The following is a 20,041-nucleotide window of genomic DNA, read 5'->3' on the forward strand; positions in this document are numbered from 1 at the left end:
TTATGAGCAGTATTATTGACGACATAAAGTTTCAATACCGTATTGGCGGCATTGCCAATAAAATGATTTATTGGAATGTGGGCATTTTTCTGTTGTCCATACCGTTGTTTTACCAATTCAGAAGCGGAATTTTTGATTATCCGAGTTGGCTGGCGGTTGCTTCTGAACCGACTGTGGTTTTAACCCGGCCTTGGACATTACTCACGTATGCTTTTTTTCACTTTGGATTTTGGCATTTGTTTTTTAACATGATGGTGTTGCATTTTGCCAGCCGTTTGTTTCTTACTTTTTTTACCCAAAAGCAATATCTGGGGTTGTATTTTTTGAGTGCGATTTTTTCGGCAATAATTTTTATAACGGCTTTTTATTTCTTAGGAGAAAATGGTGCGTTGGTTGGCGCTTCGGCATCTATTATAGCAATATTAGTTGCAACCACAACTTATCAGCCTTTAATGGAAATTAGAATGTTGTTAATTGGTAATGTCAAGCTTTGGCATATCACGGGGGTTACCTTATTGCTTTTTTTATTGCAGATAGGTTTGGTTAATACCGGCGGACATATCGCACATTTTAGCGGAGCTTTTTTTGGTTACTTTTATATCAGGCTATTGCAAAGCGGAACCGATTTGAGCAAACCGGTCAATTCGGTGATAGACTTTTTTACCCATTTATTCAGTCCCAAGAAAAAAACGCCTTTCAAGAAAGTTCATGTTACCCCAAAAAAACCTACCGATAAAAAAACAGAAAGTAAAATTGTAATCAAAGACAAAACCCAACAACAAATAGATGAGATTTTAGACAAAATCAGTCAATCAGGATACGACAGTTTAACGGCCGAAGAGAAAGAATTTTTGTTCAAAGCCGGTAAATAGTTTTATTCTTTGCATATTTGTTTTACGTTTTTCCCATCAGGGATTTGGAAATTTTAAATTAGATTTTTTTGAAAAAGCTATCGTGGTTCAACAAAGTGGTTTTTGGGTTTAATATAGTAATAACTGTATTGACCTTTGTGGCCTATGTGTTGCCTTTTTTGGCACCAAAGTTATTTCCGCTGCTTTCGGTTCTGACTTTAATTTTGCCGCTGTTTTTGATTCTAAATGCCTTGTTTTTTATTTATTGGTTGGTTCAGCTTAAGCGACAAGTAATGCTCTCGGGTTTGGTACTGTTACTCGGGATTACCTTTATCAATAAGTTTTATAAATTTTCTTCTAATGATTTGCCCGAAGAAGAAAAAGATTTTACGGTAATGAGCTACAATGTTCGCTTGTTTAACTTATTTGATTGGCTTCCGAATGAGCATGTTGGCGATACTATCTTATCATTTATCAATGACCAAAACCCTGATATATTGTGCATTCAGGAATATTCTGAAAATGCTAAGGTAGATCTAAGGATTTACAAATATAAAGCAGTCTTTATGGAAGGCAAGCAAATCAAAACCGGACAGGCCATTTTTTCAAAATTTCCTATATTTAACCAGGGTGATTTCAAAATTCCCGAGGCCGGAAACAATATTATTTATGCCGATATCAAAAAGGGGAAAGACACTATTCGCGTGTACAATATTCATTTGCAATCAATAAAAATATCACCTGATGTCAATGAGATTGAAGAGCATGTAGAGGCCATTGATCAAAACAAATCCCAACAAGTTTTTGGCCGAATCAGAGAAGCTTTTAAGAAACAAGAACAACAAACCGCTGTATTGGTCAATCACAAAAAAGAATGCAATTATCCGGTGATTATTTGTGGAGATATGAATAATAGTGCGTTTTCTTATATCTACCGAAACATCAAAGGCGATTTAAACGATTGTTTTGAAGAAGCCGGAAATGGGTTTGGACAAACCTATAAATTCAAGTATTATCCGGCGCGGATTGATTATATTTTTGCTAATAAAAAAATGAAAGTTAAGAGTTTTAAGAGTTTCTCCAAGTTTGAAAATTCCGATCATTTTCCCATCATGACCCGATTGTCTTTCGCGGAGTAGTTATAGCTTTTGCTGCCTCAAATACTCTAAAGCATGCCTTCCTTCATTGAACAATAAATCCAAGATGCTTAAGTTGTTTAAATAACCGTGCTTCTCCCCAAAAACCTGAGTATAAGGTTCAAAAACAGCCTGGTCTTTTTTCCCGTTGACCAAATGTCTGAAATCTATTTTATCGGTAACGTCGTGAAAATATTCCTCAGTTTCGTTGTAATCAAATTCCAGTCCGAGACATTTGGATACAACCGACATACTTTCCAAATTCAAATCCATTAAGAATTCGTGTTTTTTTTCGAATATCGGACGAATGTCATCTTCAAAATACTCAAAAAATGGAGAGCTTCTATAGGCAGCATCCAGTGATTTAAAATGTTGTTTTTGCCAATCAAAAGCCGTTTCTAAACGAACATCTTTGGTTTTTTGATGCGCGGTTTTGGAATGTTTGATAGGAATATTGAGTAACTGAATGCCATTGGGACTGTAAATGTACATTCGGTTACGGTTGGTTTGTTTTTGGAAATTATCATCCATTTCAAAAGTCACCAAATCACTTTGGGCGATAGCCACGAAATGACTGATGGAAGGGAAATAGCTTGGGTGAATGAGGATGTTGTTCATTTGGTTATTCGGTAATTCGGTTATTTGATTTCGTTTGATTTGTCGATTTGATAGTTTCTAAGAGAGTTTAATTTATTAGTGATACTTTCTAATTTTTCTCTTAAAGTTATATAATCTGTTTCCGAAATAAAATTTAACTCAAATGAAATTATTAATTGATTTAATACTTCAACAGCGGAACTGAATGCTATAGAAGTAAAATGAGCTTTATCTTTGTAGCTTCTCCTTGCTGAACCTTCTGCAATATTCGAACTTACTGAAATTGATGCTCTTCTGAGTTGAGAGATTAGTCCAAATTTTTCTGTTTCTGGGAATTTTGATGTAACCTCATAGATATATTTAGAAAATTCTTTAGATTCAATCCAGACTTCTAATTTTTCAAAAGAAAATATGTACATATCATTGAATTTTACAAATAACCAAATCCACAAATAACCAAATTATCTAAGCCTTCGCTTTTCTTTTTCTCATAAAATAATCACCTACCACATACAAAGCAACTAAGCCCAGGAAATACTTGAAATAAGATTGAGGTTGTCCTTCTCCGTTAACAGTGGTGAAAAGTCTGTCCCAACGAATACGCCAATTGGCAATACCTTGATTCATTCCGTCAATACTCATCCAAATAAATACCGGTTTTCCCACGATATGATCTTCGGGCACAAATCCCCAGTAACGGCTGTCTTCCGAGTTATTGCGGTTGTCACCCATCATCCAGTAGTAATTTTGTTGGAAAGTGTAAGAAGTTACTTTTTTGTCATCGATGTAAATATCATCACCAACCGTTTTTAGATTGTGATTTTCATAAACTGTGATTAATCTTTTGTATAAGGCAAGATTTTCTTTGTTTAAAGGAACTGTTTTTCCGGCCTCAGGGATATAAATTGGTCCCATATTATCGGAATTCCATGTTGGATTATGACTGAAAATATTACCTTCTGGGAATGGATTAACAATTTTGGTAACCGATTTAATACCCGGAATTTTTCTCAAAGTAGCAGCTGCTTCATCAGACAAAGCTTTGATGAAAATAGTGTCTCTGGCTTCATTTTTATAACCCGCGCCATCTGTTGAACCAACTTCTTTCAAGACATAATCAAACTCGATAGGAGTGTTCATATCATAAGTCATGTAATAAGCATGCTGAGGTTTGGCTCTTTCCGGTAAAACCAATTCTTTTCCGTTAATATGAACCACACCATTTTTGATTTGCAAATTATCACCCGGAGTTCCTTGGCAACGTTTTACATAGTTTGATCTTTTATCAATTGGCTTTACAATGCTTCTGCCTGAGGTGTCAAAGAATTTGTAAACCGTATCAGCCGGCCAATTGAACACTACAATATCATTTTTTTCTATTTTTTCAAAGCCCGGAAATCTAAAGTACGGCAATTGAGGGAAACTCAAATAGGATTTTGTTCTCACGATAGGTAAAGTATCGTGTACCATTGGCGCGGCAACTGTAGTCATGGGTGTTCTTGCTCCATAATGGAATTTACTAACAAACAAAAAGTCTCCAATAAGTAATGATTTTTCAAGTGATGAAGTCGGAATTTGGAAAGGTTGCATCACATAAGTATGCACCAAAGTAGCCACAACCACTGCAAAAAGAATAGAGCTTATGGTGTCACCGGTTTTGGTGGTTGATACCAAACTTCTGTCGGAAATATAATTAACGTCTTGAGTGTAATTGATGTAATAAATATAAAAACCGAAAGTAAAAATTCCTAACCAAGTGTCGGTAGTAGATTTTCGGCCAAAGCTTCTCAAGGTTTCTACCCAAATCACCGGGAACATAATCAGGTTGATAATGGGAACGAATAGGAGTAAAGTCCACAACGTTGGTCTGCCGATGATTCGCATTAAAACAATGGCGTTATAAACCGGCACAAAGGCTTCCCATCTTTTTCTTCCTGCTTTTTCGTATAATTTCCAAGTTCCTAATCCGTGGATTACCTGAACAATCAGGAAGAATATAAACCATTGAGATGTTGACATAATGTTGGTTTTAGAAGTTTATTTGGCTATAAGTTTATCAGACTTTGCTTTTGTTACAATTTTAAGTTTCGTTATTTTAAATCGAGAACATCTTTCATAGAGAAAACCCCTTTTTTGCCTTGAATCCATTCGGCGGCTAAAACAGCGCCTAAAGCAAAACCTTCACGGTTATGTGCCACGTGTTTGATTTCGATAAAATCTACCTCTGAACTGTAGTAAACACTGTGTGTACCCGGCACATTTTCAATGCGTTTGGCGTCAATGTGAATTTGGTTTTCACTAGCTGTTTCTTCTGTCCAAGAAGTGTAAGCTGAATTTTCGATAACGCCTTTGGCCAAAGAAATAGCCGTTCCACTCGGAGAATCGAGTTTTTGAGTATGGTGTATTTCTTCCATCGAAACCTTGTAAACCGATGAAAATTTCGCCATCATTTTGGCCAAATAAGCATTTAGCTCAAAAAATAAATTCACACCCAAACTAAAATTAGAACCATACAAAAAAGCGCCGTTTTTTTCTTGGCACAAGTTTACCACTTCATCGTAACGTTCTAACCAACCGGTTGTACCGCAAACCACGGGAACATTTTGATTGAAGGCAGCTGTGATATTGTCAACCGCTACCATTGGCACGCTGAAATCTATCGCCACATCGGCAGTTTCTAACCCGTCGTAAGTATTGGTTTCATCTTTTTTGAGTACAATTTCGTGTCCTCTTTCTAAAGCGATTCTCTCAATCACTTTTCCCATTTTTCCGTATCCCAGAAGTGCAATTTTCATCAGAACTTGAAATTTAATGTTAAGCCCAGATTGGGTCTGGCTGTAAAATCATTTTGGTAGATATCCGGCGCCAAAGATAGTTTATCGTTTACATTGAATTGAATCAAATGCGCATCTACATTGGCATCTACAATGTTTAAAATATAAAAACCTAAAGTAACCAATAGCGATAAATCTCTGTTTCTCTGGTAAAAGCGTTGGGCTTGTACCAATCGGGAGTCATCTAAATAAGAATATTGGTCACCGGTAAATCCGGCCAACCTTCTTTTGTAAGCATCGCGATAACTGTGGTACTTTTTGTTGTTGTCCAAGTAAAAATACATGCTGGTTCCTAAGGCGCCGTAAACGATGGGAATTTTCCAGTATCTTTTATTATAAGCCTGTCCTAGACCCGGTAAAATGGCCGAATAGAAAGCCGCTTTTGTGGGTGTTAACGGATCAATTTCTTTCAGTTTAGTGCTGTCTTTGATTGCCAAACCTTCCACGATTTGTTGGGAATATAGGTTTTGGTTTCCTAACAGAAAGCAAAGTGCAACTATGTAAAACAGCTTATTCACTAACCTTTGATTAATTTGATAATACGGTTAAAATCTTCCTCAGAGTGAAAAGGAATGGTGATTTTACCTTTGCCGTTTCCGGCTACTTTTACGTCGATTTTGGTGCCGAAGAAATTGGTGAAAGCTTTTTTCTGGTCTTCCGCAATAGTAAAAGTTTCGCCTTTTTTGGATTTTGCAGGAGCAGGTTTTAAGCTGTCTTGGTAGTTTTTAACCAAAGCTTCGGTTTCGCGAACAGAGAGATTTTGACTGACAATTTTTTGATAAATATCGGTTTGAACGTCTTGATTTTCGATATTGATAATCGCACGACCATGTCCCATACTGATAAATCCATCGCGAATTCCGGTTTGGATAATCGGATCTAACTTTAACAATCGCAAGTAGTTAGCAATAGTCGAACGTTTTTTTCCTACACGCTCGCTCATCTGCTCTTGGGTCAATTGGATTTCGTCAATTAATCTTTGGTAAGACAAGGCAATCTCAATCGGGTCTAAATCATGACGTTGGATGTTTTCCACCAAAGCCATAATCAATGACTCGTTGTCATTAGCAATTCGGATATATGCAGGAACTGTGGTTAATCCGACCAATTTGGAAGCGCGCAAACGGCGTTCTCCCGAAATCAATTGGTATTTATTGAAGTCTAATTTGCGAACGGTAATCGGTTGGATAAGCCCTAATTCCTTGATGGAAGACGCTAATTCTTGTAAAGATTCTTCGTTGAAATTAGTTCTGGGCTGAAACGGATTGATTTCAATCGATTCAATATCCAACTCGATGATATTGCCAACGACTTTATCGGCGTTTTTATCGTTTACCGATTTGATATCATTTTCAGGATCTTTCAATAGGGCAGATAATCCTCTTCCCAAGGCTTGTTTTTTAACCGCTTTTGCCATGGCTTATTTGCTGTTTTTCTTGATAATTTCTTGTGCCAAACTTAAGTAATTTGTGGCACCTCTGCTGGTAGCATCAAAGTTGATGATGCTTTCTCCGAAACTTGGCGCTTCACTCAATTTCACATTGCGCTGAATGATGGTTTTGAAAACCATATCGTTAAAATGCTTTTGAACTTCTTCTACCACTTGGTTCGACAAACGCAAACGCGAGTCATACATGGTGAGTAAAAGACCTTCGATATCTAAGTTGGGATTGTGTATTTTTTGTACGCTTTTGATGGTGTTTAGCAATTTTCCTAAACCTTCCAAAGCGAAGTATTCACATTGAATCGGAATTACTACACTATCGGCAGCGGTTAAGGCATTTAAAGTCAATAAACCTAATGATGGTGCACAATCAATAAGTATGTAATCATAGTCATCTCTTACGCTTTCCAAAGCTTGTTTGAGCATGTATTCGCGGTTTTCTTTGTCAACCAATTCGATTTCGATAGCTACCAAGTCAATATGTGCAGGAACGACCCAAACATTAGGTGCTGAACAAGCAATTGTAGCTTCTTCCGGAGTATTGCTGTGTTCTAAAATTTGGTAAGTCCCAATTTCAACACTTTCCACATCGATACCCAAACCAGAACTGGCATTGGCTTGCGGATCGGCATCAATCAGTAATACTTTTTTTTCTAAAACACCCAGCGATGCGGCAAGATTCACAGAAGTTGTTGTTTTCCCGACACCACCTTTTTGGTTGGCAATTGCAATGATTTTACCCATTTATATATGATAGATTTTGAGCCGTAAAAATACGATTAATTATGGGTTTGTCAAGGCTTATTTGTTAACATTTAGGTAAAGTTTTGAAGAATAGAGGGATAAGAGAAAAGGGATTAGAAATAAGCTTTTTGAGACATAAATATCGCCCTTTTTAATCTTATAAAATCTACTTATTTCCTTTATTCTTAATCATCATTTCCAGCATGTCCCACATTTCTTGCGGAATTTTTTCCAAGATGTTGAATTGTCCTGCGCCTTGTAGCCATTCACCACCATCAATGGTGATGACTTCTCCGTTAACATAGGCCGAAAAATCGGAAACCATATAAGCGGCGAGATTCGCTAATTCTTGATGATCACCCACTCTTCGCAACGGCACTTTTTTAGCCATATCAAATTTTTCAGCCAAATCGCCCGGTAATAATCGGTCCCAAGCGCCTTTGGTTGGAAATGGTCCGGGAGCAATAGCGTTCATGCGAATGCCGTATTTGGCCCACTCAACCGCTAAACTACGAGTCATGGCTAAAACACCGGCTTTGGCAGTAGCACTTGGTACCACGTAACCGGAACCTGTCCAAGCATAAGTAGTCACAATATTCAAGACATTACAGTTGGTTTGTTTGGCATTGATCCAATGTTTCCCAAAGGCTAGAGTACAATTTTTAGAACCTTTTAAAACAATATCAATAATCGTATCAAAAGCATTGGCTGATAATCTTTCGGTAGGAGAGATGAAGTTTCCGGCGGCATTATTTAATAAAACATCGACTTTGCCAAAGGTTTTCAATACTTCAGCCAGCATCGCTTCGACTTGGTCATAATGGCGAACGTCACATTGTAACGGTAAGCATTGGCCTCCGGTTTGGGTTTCTAATTCGGTTGCCGTGGTTTTTAATTTTTCTAAATCTCTGGAAGTGATGGCGACTTTGGCACCCAGTTCCAAAAAGTATTTGGTCATGGCTTTACCTAAGCCACTTCCGCCACCGGTTACTACAATTACTTTGTCGGCCAAGGCATTATCGCGAAGCATTTTTGCTGAAAAATTCATAAGTTTTATTTTTTAGTAAATATATTATTTTAATTACAATCGGCGAAGTCTTTCTGCTGCTCTTGTCAAAGTTTCGTCATCTTTGGCAAAGCAAAAACGAATGCATTTATTATCATTGCCATTGGCATAAAAAATCGAAATCGGAATAGTAGCAACACCATATTCGGTTACCAATCGTTTGGTAAAATCCAAATCATTTTCGGCTGAAATGTTGGCATAGGAAGCCACTTGAAAATATGTGCCTTCACAAGGTAAGAGTTCAAGTTTAGTGTCTTTCATCAAGCGGCTGAAAAAGTCTCTTTTTTGTTGGTAGAATTGTCCCAAGGCTTTTACCTCTACCAAATCGATATATTCATTTAACGCATGTTGGGCAATACTACTGACGCTAAAGACTAAGAACTGATGTACTTTTTTGATTTCTCTCATGATGTTTTCCGGTGCAATAACATAGCCTATTTTCCAACCGGTAATGTGAAATGACTTCCCGAATGAAGAAACGGAAATACTGCGTTGCCACAATTTGGGTCGATGATGAACCGAGATGTGCGTTTGCTCAAAAGAGATGTATTCATATACTTCATCTGATAACACCAAAAGATTTGGATAAGCGTCAACCAATTTTTCTAATTGAATAAAATCATTTTCCGTCCACATTTTTCCGGTCGGATTGTGTGGATTATTGATGATGATGAGTTTGGTTTTCTCATTGGCAGCGGCAAAAATCACTTCCCAATTGGGTGTGAAATCATTATTAAGTGAAACCCTTATTGGTTTGGCATTGCTTAATAAAATAGGCGCTTCATAGCAATCATAACTGGGGTCAAGAATAATCACTTCTTCATTGACTTTGACCAAAGCTTGAATGGTAGCAAAAATGCCTTCAGTAGCACCGGCGGTGATTAAAATTTCTTCTTTGGCGGAAACGTTTCTACCATAAGATTTTTGAGTCAGAACGGCAATTTTATCCAATAGTGAAGGCAAACCGCTCATAGGCGTATATTGGTGAATGTTTTCTCTGGCAAGTTTGGCAAGAATCGAGGTCAATCTGTCGTCAATGGGAAAATTCGGAAAACCTTGAGACAAATTAATCGCTTGGTGTTCTGTTGCCATTTGCGACATTACGGTAAAAATACTAGTGCCGATATGAGGAAGTTTAGACATGAATTTGTTTTTGGTAAAGATAAAAAAAAGCACTCCGATTGAAGTGCTTTTTCTTTGTAGTGATGGATTTGTTATTCTTTTTCGGCTTCTTCATTTTTGTTTTTATCAGAAGCAGACATATCTCTTACACAAAGGTATTTACCGTCTCTTTTTTCAAATACGGCGATATAATTTCCGGTGTAAAGCGGAGCGCTTGTTGAATCTGATACTCTGTAATTTCCTATCTCCACAACCTGATTACCGTCAGTAGAAGGTAATATTTCATTAACTACGAAAGCAATTTGATATCCTTTAGGGAAATTGTTCAAATCGGCTTTGATTGATTTTTCTATTTCCATTTTGCCCACTATAGGTGGTTTGTTTTGTGAAAAGGTAACTGCATCATCGGCATAATATTCACCGGCATTTACATTTCGATCATTAAACATTTCAGCCATTTTGTTTTCAAGTGCCTGAATTTCGTTTTTTATTTGTTCCTTGTCTATAGCTACAGCTTCTTCTTTTTTGGGTTGGCAAGCAAAAAATAGGATGGATATCATCCCTAAAATAGTACCTTTTAAAATCTTGTTTTTCATAAAGTTGTGGTTTTGGTTACTTAATTAGGTTCTGCAACAAGACTGGGGAATTATAAAAGTAATGATATTTTATATAATTCGGAATAATTCGACCAATATTTATTTTTCCCGTAAAAAAAAAAAGCACTTCTTTTCAGAAGTGCTTTACTTGACTCAAAATGGTCTTATTTTTTTTCCAAAGGTAAAACGGATGCGCTCATGTCGCGAACACAAACATATTTTCCGTCTTTTTTATGGAATAAACTCATGTAGTTTCCGTCGGCTTTAACAGCATTAGTAGAATCTACTACCTTGTAGCTGCCAAATTCTACTACCATATTGCCATCGCTTGAAGGGTGAACTTCATTAACGGTGTAGGTCACTTTACTGCCTTTAGGCATACTCTCATTCTCCTCCTTGATGGATTTGTCGATGGCGGTTTTGCCTACTAAAGGAGATTTGTTTTGGGCGTAACTCGTGGCATCCTCGGCATAATAAACAATGTTTTCAGGCTTTCCGGAATTGACTGCATCGGCAAAGGCATTTTCCATGGTTTGAAGTTCTGCTTTGATTTTTTCGGTGTCAACCGCAACCGGTTCTGCAGCTGCTTCTTCTTTTTTGGGATTACAGGCAATGGCAAGTGCTACCACGATTCCTAATGCAATCCCTTTTAAAATCTTGTTTTTCATAAAATTATTGGTTTTAATGATTAGTAATTTTAGGTTACTCCACAAGATTAAGGGTAATATAAATGTAGGTATAAATTATTGACTTTCAGTGTTTTTATTTAAAACATGTTTTTTTAGATATGAAATATGTTGGATAAAGATTCTACAGTTAAGCACTATTAGTTCTACAAAATGCTTTGTGAAAATCTTTTAGGTTTGCCATTAAATAGAATGTTTCAATTATTTTAAATAAAGAAATGTATTAATGACAGCAATTATGAAAAAGTATTTTTTTACAATGGCCGCTTTGGTGGCTACCTTAATGATGAATGCTCAATCGGTTACGGTTACAGCGCCAAAAGTAGAAGTAAGTAAACCAAGGGTAGAGGTTGCAAAGCCTAAGGTAGAATTAGTTAAACCAACAACTCCTGTCGTAAAACCCGTGGTTGTGACAGAAAAACCTAAAACTGTAGTTGTAAAACGCAAAGTTAAGGTGAACAACGCCTCAGAAAGAGGAAGAGAACGCTCAGCAAAAGGGAAAAATCGAAAAAACCCGGGTAAGCACAAAGGCTGGGATAAGAAAAAGAAGGATTAAGTGTTTGTTTAAAAGGGGGAAAGTTATTGACTTTTCGCTTTTTTTTAAAAGGATATACCGGTAGGGGTGATTCAAACCTATAAAATAGTTTTTTTTAATTCGCGATGCATAATTGATTTCATCCGAAGGGTCTTCATAGAAGGTTTAATGATGTGGTGTCTCCAGCGATGTCCCAAATAACTTAGCTTCTTACCGCGAATAATAGAATACACGACAATACTCGTCACAATAATGAGTACAATAGGTTCGTTATTTTTTCCGGTAATCATCATGGTGTATCAGTGATATATTTTTAGCCTTACCAAGTTACAATAAATCCTTGGAATAGTTTCATTTTTTTAAATGAATTGATTTTGATACTAGACCTGACAGGTTTACTCCTCCAACAAAACCTCCAAAATCTGAATCGCTGCCTCACTAATTTTCGTTCCCGGACCAAAAACCGCTACGGCTCCTGAGTCAAAAAGGAATTGGTAATCTTGTGCGGGAATCACTCCGCCTACAATGACCATAATGTCTTCGCGACCGTATTTTTTGAGTTCTTCGATTACTTGGGGAACAAGGGTTTTATGTCCGGCCGCTAAGGAGGAAACACCTAGGATGTGCACGTCGTTTTCCACGGCTTGTTTGGCCGCTTCTTCCGGAGTTTGGAATAACGGTCCGATGTCGACGTCAAAACCTACGTCGGCATAACCGGTGGCTACCACTTTGGCACCGCGGTCGTGACCGTCTTGTCCCATTTTGGCAATCATAATACGCGGTCGGCGACCTTCTTTCTTGGCGAAAGCGTCGGCTAATTGTTTGGCTTTTTCAAAGCTCTCGTCGTTTTTAATTTCTTTGCTGTACACGCCGCTAAAACTTCTGATTTGTGCTTTATAGCGTCCGAAAACTTCCTCTAAGGCATCACTGATTTCTCCTAAGGTCGCTCGGTTTCGGGCTGCTTCTACGGCTAAAGATAATAAATTATCGTTTCCGTTTTTCGCACAGTCGGTTAATTGGGCCAAACACGCTTTTACTTTATCGCTGTCGCGCGTGGCTTTTATTTGTTGTAATTGCTCTATTTGTTGTTTGCGCACCATTTGGTTATCCACATCCAAGATGTGCAAAGGATCTTCTTTGTCCAAACGGTATTTGTTGACCCCCACAATGATATCTTGCGAACTGTCGATACGCGCTTGTTTGCGCGCCGCAGCTTCTTCAATTCTAAGTTTTGGAATTCCGGCTTCGATGGCTTTGGTCATACCGCCTAAGGATTCTACTTCTTCGATTAATGCCCAAGCCTTTTCTGCGATTTCTGCGGTTAAACTTTCCACATAATAACTGCCGGCCCAAGGGTCAACGGTTTTGCAAATCTTAGTTTCTTCCTGTAAAAATATCTGGGTGTTTCTGGCAATTCTGGCCGAGAAATCGGTGGGTAACGCAATGGCTTCATCCAACGCATTGGTGTGTAACGATTGGGTTCCGCCAAAAGCTGCGGCAGCGGCTTCAACAGCCGTTCGTGCCACATTGTTAAACGGGTCTTGTTCGGTTAAACTCCAACCCGAGGTTTGGCAATGTGTTCTTAGTGCCAATGATTTTTCGTCCTTCGGACTGAATTGTTTTAAGAGTTTTGCCCACAACATTCTTCCGGCGCGCATTTTGGCAATTTCCATAAAATGATTCATACCAATCGCCCAAAAGAACGAAAGGCGAGGAGCGAACTCATCGATTTTCATTCCCGTTGCCAAACCAGTTCGGATGTATTCTAATCCGTCGGCTAGAGTGTATGCCAACTCAATATCGGCGGTAGCTCCGGCTTCCTGCATGTGGTAACCCGAAATGGATATCGAGTTGAATTTCGGCATTTTTTTGCTGGTGTATTCAAAAATATCGGCTATGATTTTCATCGAAGGCGTTGGCGGATAGATATAAGTATTGCGCACCATAAACTCCTTCAAAATATCGTTTTGTATCGTTCCCGATAGTTGCTCCGGCGAAACACCTTGTTCTTCGGCAGCGACAATATAGAAAGCCATAATAGGTAAAACCGCTCCGTTCATGGTCATGGAAACTGACATTTCGTTTAATGGAATTTGGTCGAACAAAACCTTCATATCTTCCACAGAATCGATGGCTACACCGGCTTTACCTACATCACCAACTACGCGTTCGTGGTCGGAATCATAACCTCGGTGTGTGGCTAAATCGAAAGCAACCGACAAACCTTTTTGCCCGGCGGCTAAGTTTCTGCGGTAAAAAGCATTACTTTCTTCGGCGGTAGAAAACCCCGCATATTGTCGAATCGTCCACGGGCGACGCACATACATGGTCGCATAAGGTCCGCGGAGGTTAGGCGCAAAGCCGGCTCCAAAACCAAGATGTTCTAAATCGGCGATGTCTTCTTTAGAATAGGTTGGTTTTACCTCGATGTTTTCTGCAGTTGTAAAGCTGTCAGCTTTTAGCTGTTGGCTTTTAGCTAATTGCTGATTGCTAACGGCTGACTGCTTTAATTTTATATGTTGAATATCCTTTCTCATAACTATGCTTCTTGGGATAAACGTTCCTGTTCTAATTTTTCTGCTAAACGCTTTTCAATAATTGGGGTGATTAAAGTTTTGCGCGGGTTTTGTTTTACGAATGGGTACAATTCCAAGTCGTGTTTCATTTTGTCGTTTTTGTTGAGGTATTTGTTGGTGCCCAATAAAACTTCTTTGCCGCTGTCAAACAATTCCTGCTCTTTGGTTGCGCTTTCGCTGATTTTCTTTTGGATATTGCCTTCGATGTCTTTGAACAACAACAAGGCTTTTTCAGCTAACTGTTCGGTCAAAGATTCGATATAATAAGCGCCATCGGCAGCGTTGTTGACTTTGTCAAAATAACTTTCGTGTTTTAACACTAACAATTGGTTGCGCGCAATTCTATCGCCAAATTCATTGTCTTTGTGGTACAACGCATCGTAAGGCAAATTCGCAATGGCATCGGCACCGCCTAAAATCGCCGACATGCATTCGGTTGTCGTGCGGAGCATGTTGACATTGTAATCGTATAAAGTTTTGTTGCGTTTGGTTGGTGTGGCGATGATGTGACAATTTAAATCGTGGTTGTATTCTTTTGCCAAAGTATTGAATAACAGTCTCAGGGCACGCAATTTGGCGATTTCAAAAAAGTAATTGGTGCCAACAGCTATTTCAATAGTAATAGGTTGGTTGAGGTTTGATATACGATTGAAATATTCATTAACGTGTGCCAAAGTATAGGCCAATTGCTGAACCATATTGGCTCCGGCGTTTTGGTAAATTCCGCTGCTGATATTTAAGAACGGAATAGTTGTTTTTGACGCAATAGTATTGAGCTTGTCAAAATCTTTGTCTAAGTTTTCGAACCAGTTTCCGTCTCTAACCAATTGTCCGATTGGGTCGATTTGGAGGGAAATGTTGGCGTTGTTTTTTGAAGCAAAATCATTGATTCTATTTACGAAATCGATTGAAAGGAAAGGCAAATAAAAAAAATATTGGGTGTCGCCTAAAGGCAGATTTCGCATGAGTTCTTCAATAGAAACCGATTCGTTCTCTATGGTAAAACGGATGCTTTCGGCACCGCGATTCAAAGTATCTAAAGCGCGTTCGTTTGATTTTTTAACATCGTGAACGAATATATTTTGAAGAATGGAAAAGCCATTGGTCGTTCGAACGTTTTCCGTTTTTGGGATGTCTTCGTCACCATGATAGAAAGGTTTTACTTTAATACCTTCGGGGCTTTCCCAAACTAAAGTTTCGTTATAATCGGCGCCTTTGAGTTCGTACTGAATTTGTTGTTTCCATTGTTTGGAAGACACCGGTTCGAACTCATTAAATAAATTGTCAGCCATGATTAGATGTTATAAAGATTTTGATTTTGACTGTTCTTCTTTTAGCGAATCCTCTTCAAATTCGATGATGTAAACGTCTTCGCTGTCGCGTTTCATATAGTATTTCTCGCGGGCGTATTTTTCTATTTGGTCAGGGTTCTTGAGGAGTTTAATGTTTTCTTCATCTTTTCTGATTTCGTCCTGATAGTATTTTTTGTTGTCTTCGAGTTCGTCGAGTTGCTTGTTTAAAACCCTTTGCTCCATATAAGAAGTGTTGTCTAAAAAAAGCATCCAAACCATAAAAAAAACCAAAACAATAACATATCGGTTTCCGAGAAGTTTCAGAATAGGATAGGTATCGGTTAGGTTTTTAAAAAAGCTCATGAAAGATAAAATTAGGTTATTCTTTGGTTGATTACCGCTCTAACCACATCTATGGCTACTGTATTGTATTTGTCGTTTGGAATAATGATATCGGCAAAGGCTTTGGTGGGCTCAATAAACTGTTGGTGCATGGGTTTTAGCGTAGTTTGGTAGCGATTTAAAACTTCTTCCATGTCACGTCCTCTTTCGGCGATATCTCTTTTTAATCTTCGAATTAAGCGTTCATCAGAATCGGCGTGAACGAATACTTTTACATCAAATAAATCGCGTAGTTCAGGATTGGTTAAGATTAAAATACCTTCCACAATCATTACTTTTCGCGGATGTGTGATTATAGTGTCATCGGTTCTGTTGTGTGTGATGAAAGAGTAAACCGGCTGTTCGATGGTTTTGCCTGCTTTTAAGTCCTTTAATTGTTGGACTAAAAGTTCAAAATCGATAGCACGAGGATGATCAAAATTGATTAAGGCTCTTTCTTCAAAGCTTAAATTGTGATTTTCTTTATAATAAGAGTCTTGAGAAATGACACCCACTTCCGTCTCGGGCAATTCATTCATGATTTGGTGAACGACAGTTGTTTTTCCGCTTCCTGTTCCACCGGCAATTCCGATAATCAGCATATAGAGTTGTGTTATTTATACTGAGAACAAAAATAGAAATTATATCGGAAGCACATTTGTTTTTTTTCAAATTAAAAAAACTAAAAATCTTTTTGTAAACTGATTTATAGTTTTATATTTGCACTCCCATTTGAGGGAATTCGGGGTGTAGCGTAGCCCGGTTATCGCGCCTGGTTTGGGACCAGGAGGTCGCAGGTTCGAATCCTGCCACCCCGACTAGTAAATCCTTTCTGCAATTGCAGAAAGGATTTTTTATTTACAGAAAAAAAGCGCAACTCGTTGCGGCTTTTTTTCTGTAAATAAAAAATAGTTGGATGGAACATCCGAAAGGATTTACTGGTGATAGAGCCCACAACAGGATCACGGAGTAATCCTGTTGAGCGCAACTCGTTGCGGCTTTTTATTCTGTAAATAAAAAATAGTTGGATGGAACATCCGAAAGGATTTACTGGTGATAGAGCCCACAACAGGATCACGGAGTAATCCTGTTGAGCGCAACTCGTTGCGGCTTTTATTCTGTAAATAAAAAATAGTTGGATGGAACATCCGAAAGGATTTACTGGTGATAGAGCCCACTAGAGGATCACGGAGTAATCCTGAAAATCTTCTCGATACAATTCCGATTGAAAATCGGAATCACTCGAAGTGACGGTTTTACAAATAAATAAAACGTCCTCGATAGCCCCGATGGGAGCAAACTACCGTGTAGTGCGGACAGCGGGACTATGGTTCTAAGCAAGACAATCGTTGTGCTCCTTATTATTAAAAGTGTGCTTCTCCTTTTGTTTTTAACAATAACCACATCTTATTCACAAATTGTGTAAAGCGATGACACGGTACTATTATTTTCTACTTAAAACCTATACATTTGCACCCTAAAATAAACTTCAAATCATGTCTGATACAATAGAAAAAATTAAATGCCTTATTATAGGTTCCGGTCCGGCGGGTTATACCGCTGCGATATATGCGGCCAGAGCCAATATGAATCCGGTTTTATACCAAGGAACACAACCGGGTGGACAATTGACCACCACTAATGAAGTAGAAAATTTTCCGGGTTATCCTGATGGGGTTACCGGTCCGGAAATGATGGTGCAATTGCAAGCACAAGCGCAACGTTTTGGAACGGATGTTCGTGACGGTTGGGCGACTAAAGTTGATTTTTCGGGTCCAATTCATAAAGTTTGGATTAACGATACTAAAGAAATTCATGCTCAAACGGTAATTATTTCTACCGGTGCTTCGGCTAAATATTTAGGATTGCCTTCTGAGCAACATTATTTACAAACCGGTGGTGGTGTTTCCGCTTGTGCCGTTTGTGACGGATTCTTTTACCGCAATCAGGAAGTTGTGATTGTAGGTGCCGGAGATTCGGCTTGTGAAGAAGCACATTACCTTTCTAAACTTTGTAAAAAAGTAACGATGTTGGTGAGAAGTGAGAAATTCAGAGCTTCTAAAATCATGGAAGAAAGAGTACGCAAAACGGAAAACATTGAGATTTTAATGAATCACGATACGGTTGAGGTTATTGGTGACGGACAAGTAGTGAATGAAGTTAAGGCTTTGAACAAAACTACCGGAACAGAGATTACCATTCCGGCGACCGGTTTCTTTGTGGCTATTGGGCACAAACCGAATACCGATATCTTTGCCGACTATATTACTTTAGACGAAACCGGTTATATTGTTAATGTTCCCGGAAGTTCTAAAACCAATGTACCCGGAGTTTTTGTAGCCGGAGATGCTGCCGATCATGTTTATCGTCAAGCGATTACCGCTGCGGGAACCGGTTGTATGGCGGCTTTGGATGCCGAAAGGTATTTGGCAGCTTTAGATTAAATTTAAAAAGGCTATATAAAAAAATCCCATCTGAAAAGATGGGATTTTTTGTTATTTTTTAGTGGGCTTTTTTCTGAGTTCTGCACTGTCTGCGAAGCGTTTCATCTCTATTTTTAGAGGTTCGCCATACAATTGAATTTCGCTGTTGCCAGAAGCATCGATTGTTGCAATATTACTGATATTGATACTGCTTTTGGAATAACCGTTGGTTTCTATCAACGCATTTTTAGCGGTTAATTTACTGCCGATAAAATCGGTGTTGTTCTCTAAGCGCAATTTAAGTTCGATAACATCGCCTTCAATTTCAGCGGATGATTTTTGGTACAAATCGAATCTCATTTCACTTGAAGAAATTAAGGCTTTTACATAAGCGCTTTTGCTTAAATCTATGGCGGTTTTAGTTGATTTCAGGTTTAGTTCCACTTTTGATTTATCGTTGGCCATTAAAGTAAAATTTTTGGTGTTGGCGTTCAGAAAGAGTTTGGAATAATCAAAAGTTTTAAATGTTACGTTGTCTAACACTACATCGGACAAGGCGGTGACATTGGTTTCATCTTTAGCGATTACCATATTGAACTTGTCAGTATAGGTTACGCGAACACTCAATTTTTTATAGCTCGAAATGTCTCTGGTAGTTGATATTCTGAGATTACTGCCGGCCAATTTATATTCTACAAATTCAATCAAGTTGTCATCGGCTTCAATTTCGAGACCGCATTCGTTTCCTTTTACTAAAAAGACTTCGAGATTGTCTTCTACTTCAAGACTTTCAAAATTGCCAATTTGTTTTTGTTCCGATCTGACAATCTTGGAACCTTTTACTTTTTCTTTCTTTTGGGCTAAAGAAACGGTAGAAAGAATAAGAAAACTAATAAGTATCATTTTTTTCATGAGGCGGCAATTTGGTTTTTTATGGTCAACAATTCGGTCTAACAGACTTGAATGTCAAAAATAGAAAAAAAAACATCCCAATGTTCATTGGGATGTTTTATTAACTTAATCTTTGGAGACACTTCCGCCGGAACTTTCTTCTTTTCGGATTTCTTTTGGACTGTTGCGGTAGGTTATGGAACTTCCGCTTGAGGCTTTGGCATCTAATAATACGCTCGCACTCACATTGGTAGAACTTCCGCTTGAAGATTGGGCAAACACTTCATTGGCCAATAATTCATCGGCATCTATATGACTTCCGCTTGAGGAAGCGGTGTTTACTTTTAATGCTATTCCGGTTATCGTTTGTTCGCTGCCACTGGAGGTTTCAAGCGTTACTTTATCGGCTTCGACTTTAGCTTCTATTGAGCTTCCGCTACTTGATTTTAGGGTTAAGTCATCACTGATAAGCGTATTTCCTGATATTAAAGACGAGCCGCTGGTGCTTTCCAAGCTGACTACTTTGGGCAAACGAACCGTAATTTTTTTAGAAGCAACATTAATGTAGTTGCTGTATTCCGAACTAATAAACAGGGTGCCGTTTTTGACTTCTGTTTTGATGCCTTTGATAACATTGTCATCGGCTTCTACAGCCACTTCTAATTGGTCTGAAAGAATGACTTCACAATCTAAGCCGTTGGCTACACTCACTTTATCAAAGTTTCCGGTGTTGCGTTTTTCGGTAATTACTTTGCCGCTTCCGGTAACGCTGTTGCCAAAATTGATATTGTGATTACAAGAGCTGAGCGATAATGCTACTAAAGTGGCCGCTATTATTTTTGAAAATAAAACTACAAACTTTGTCAT

The 20,041-nt window shown here is 38.3% G+C and carries 21 protein-coding genes and 1 tRNA gene; 5 read left to right on the forward strand and 17 right to left on the reverse strand.

Annotation, left to right across the window (positions count from 1 at the left end):
- Window positions 1-2: 2 nt before the first annotated feature.
- Together P7V56_RS06995 and P7V56_RS07000 are read left to right on the forward strand one after the other, a co-directional pair.
- A complete protein-coding gene (locus P7V56_RS06995) occupies window positions 3-872 on the forward strand; it encodes a rhomboid family intramembrane serine protease (protein WP_171222430.1) in 870 nt (289 codons plus the stop codon).
- Window positions 873-940: 68 nt separating this feature from the next.
- Window positions 941-1,990 carry an endonuclease/exonuclease/phosphatase family protein gene (locus tag P7V56_RS07000; RefSeq protein WP_171222431.1) on the forward strand — a complete coding sequence of 350 codons (1,050 nt, stop codon included), beginning with the start codon at window positions 941-943 and terminating at the stop codon, window positions 1,988-1,990.
- Here the strand turns inward: P7V56_RS07000 and P7V56_RS07005 are convergent, their stop codons facing one another.
- From P7V56_RS07005 to P7V56_RS07055, 11 genes are all read right to left on the reverse strand, one after another.
- Window positions 1,991-2,605 carry a WbqC family protein gene (locus P7V56_RS07005; RefSeq protein ID WP_171222432.1) on the reverse strand — a complete coding sequence of 205 codons (615 nt, stop codon included), beginning with the start codon at window positions 2,603-2,605 and terminating at the stop codon, window positions 1,991-1,993.
- Between the two features lie 20 nt (window positions 2,606-2,625).
- Entirely contained in the window at window positions 2,626-3,003 is a 378-nt protein-coding gene (locus P7V56_RS07010; protein ID WP_171222433.1) for a four helix bundle protein, read from the reverse strand.
- Window positions 3,004-3,049: 46 nt separating this feature from the next.
- Window positions 3,050-4,603, reverse strand: coding sequence for a signal peptidase I (gene lepB, locus P7V56_RS07015; RefSeq protein ID WP_171222434.1), 1,554 nt, complete (start codon window positions 4,601-4,603; stop codon window positions 3,050-3,052).
- Between the two features lie 71 nt (window positions 4,604-4,674).
- Window positions 4,675-5,379 carry a 4-hydroxy-tetrahydrodipicolinate reductase gene (gene dapB / locus P7V56_RS07020; protein ID WP_171222435.1) on the reverse strand — a complete coding sequence of 235 codons (705 nt, stop codon included), beginning with the start codon at window positions 5,377-5,379 and terminating at the stop codon, window positions 4,675-4,677.
- The gene (locus P7V56_RS07025) at window positions 5,379-5,936 is read right to left on the reverse strand and encodes a DUF5683 domain-containing protein (RefSeq protein WP_171222436.1); all 558 of its coding nucleotides are present in this window, start codon (window positions 5,934-5,936) and stop codon (window positions 5,379-5,381) included. The genes dapB and P7V56_RS07025 overlap by 1 nt, the downstream gene beginning before the upstream one ends.
- Window positions 5,936-6,835: a ParB/RepB/Spo0J family partition protein gene (locus tag P7V56_RS07030; protein ID WP_171222437.1), complete on the reverse strand. Its 900-nt coding sequence runs from the start codon at window positions 6,833-6,835 to the stop codon at window positions 5,936-5,938. The genes P7V56_RS07025 and P7V56_RS07030 overlap by 1 nt, the downstream gene beginning before the upstream one ends.
- A 3-nt stretch (window positions 6,836-6,838) precedes the next feature.
- Window positions 6,839-7,606 (reverse strand): ParA family protein, encoded by a 768-nt coding sequence (locus tag P7V56_RS07035; protein ID WP_171222438.1) that lies wholly within the window; start codon window positions 7,604-7,606, stop codon window positions 6,839-6,841.
- A gap of 166 nt (window positions 7,607-7,772) precedes the next feature.
- Entirely contained in the window at window positions 7,773-8,654 is an 882-nt protein-coding gene (locus P7V56_RS07040) for an SDR family oxidoreductase (RefSeq protein ID WP_171222439.1), read from the reverse strand.
- A 33-nt stretch (window positions 8,655-8,687) separates the two neighbouring features.
- Entirely contained in the window at window positions 8,688-9,815 is a 1,128-nt protein-coding gene (locus P7V56_RS07045; protein WP_171222440.1) for a methionine aminotransferase, read from the reverse strand.
- Window positions 9,816-9,886: 71 nt separating this feature from the next.
- A complete protein-coding gene (locus P7V56_RS07050) occupies window positions 9,887-10,390 on the reverse strand; it encodes a YybH family protein (protein WP_171222441.1) in 504 nt (167 codons plus the stop codon).
- 164 nt (window positions 10,391-10,554) lie between these two features.
- Window positions 10,555-11,058 carry a YybH family protein gene (locus P7V56_RS07055; protein WP_171222442.1) on the reverse strand — a complete coding sequence of 168 codons (504 nt, stop codon included), beginning with the start codon at window positions 11,056-11,058 and terminating at the stop codon, window positions 10,555-10,557.
- Window positions 11,059-11,314: 256 nt separating this feature from the next.
- Between P7V56_RS07055 and P7V56_RS07060 the strand changes: the two genes are divergently transcribed.
- The gene (locus tag P7V56_RS07060; RefSeq protein ID WP_171222443.1) at window positions 11,315-11,632 is read left to right on the forward strand and encodes a hypothetical protein; all 318 of its coding nucleotides are present in this window, start codon (window positions 11,315-11,317) and stop codon (window positions 11,630-11,632) included.
- A gap of 374 nt (window positions 11,633-12,006) precedes the next feature.
- Here P7V56_RS07060 and scpA read toward each other — a convergent pair whose 3' ends face one another.
- Genes scpA through udk form a run of 4 tightly spaced genes read right to left on the reverse strand, consistent with a single transcriptional unit; the run spans window position 12,007 to window position 16,462 of the window.
- Window positions 12,007-14,148: a methylmalonyl-CoA mutase gene (scpA, locus tag P7V56_RS07065; RefSeq protein ID WP_171222444.1), complete on the reverse strand. Its 2,142-nt coding sequence runs from the start codon at window positions 14,146-14,148 to the stop codon at window positions 12,007-12,009.
- Between the two features lie 2 nt (window positions 14,149-14,150).
- Window positions 14,151-15,479 (reverse strand): methylmalonyl-CoA mutase subunit beta, encoded by a 1,329-nt coding sequence (locus P7V56_RS07070; RefSeq protein ID WP_304986208.1) that lies wholly within the window; start codon window positions 15,477-15,479, stop codon window positions 14,151-14,153.
- Window positions 15,480-15,488: 9 nt separating this feature from the next.
- Window positions 15,489-15,842 (reverse strand): FtsB family cell division protein, encoded by a 354-nt coding sequence (locus P7V56_RS07075; RefSeq protein ID WP_171222446.1) that lies wholly within the window; start codon window positions 15,840-15,842, stop codon window positions 15,489-15,491.
- Window positions 15,843-15,853: 11 nt separating this feature from the next.
- Complete coding sequence (gene udk / locus P7V56_RS07080) at window positions 15,854-16,462, reverse strand: uridine kinase (RefSeq protein WP_171222447.1); 609 nt, start codon at window positions 16,460-16,462, stop codon at window positions 15,854-15,856.
- Between the two features lie 141 nt (window positions 16,463-16,603).
- Here udk and P7V56_RS07085 point away from each other — a divergent pair.
- Together P7V56_RS07085 and trxB are read left to right on the forward strand one after the other, a co-directional pair.
- A tRNA-Pro gene (locus tag P7V56_RS07085) sits at window positions 16,604-16,678 on the forward strand.
- Window positions 16,679-17,356: 678 nt separating this feature from the next.
- The gene (gene trxB, locus P7V56_RS07090; RefSeq protein ID WP_171222448.1) at window positions 17,357-18,304 is read left to right on the forward strand and encodes a thioredoxin-disulfide reductase; all 948 of its coding nucleotides are present in this window, start codon (window positions 17,357-17,359) and stop codon (window positions 18,302-18,304) included.
- 51 nt (window positions 18,305-18,355) lie between these two features.
- Here the strand turns inward: trxB and P7V56_RS07095 are convergent, their stop codons facing one another.
- Together P7V56_RS07095 and P7V56_RS07100 are read right to left on the reverse strand one after the other, a co-directional pair.
- Window positions 18,356-19,195: a GIN domain-containing protein gene (locus P7V56_RS07095; RefSeq protein ID WP_171222449.1), complete on the reverse strand. Its 840-nt coding sequence runs from the start codon at window positions 19,193-19,195 to the stop codon at window positions 18,356-18,358.
- A 105-nt stretch (window positions 19,196-19,300) separates the two neighbouring features.
- Entirely contained in the window at window positions 19,301-20,041 is a 741-nt protein-coding gene (locus P7V56_RS07100) for a head GIN domain-containing protein (RefSeq protein ID WP_171222450.1), read from the reverse strand.

It is taken from the genome of Flavobacterium sp. IMCC34852 (assembly GCF_030643905.1).
Classification (GTDB): domain Bacteria; phylum Bacteroidota; class Bacteroidia; order Flavobacteriales; family Flavobacteriaceae; genus Flavobacterium; species Flavobacterium rivulicola.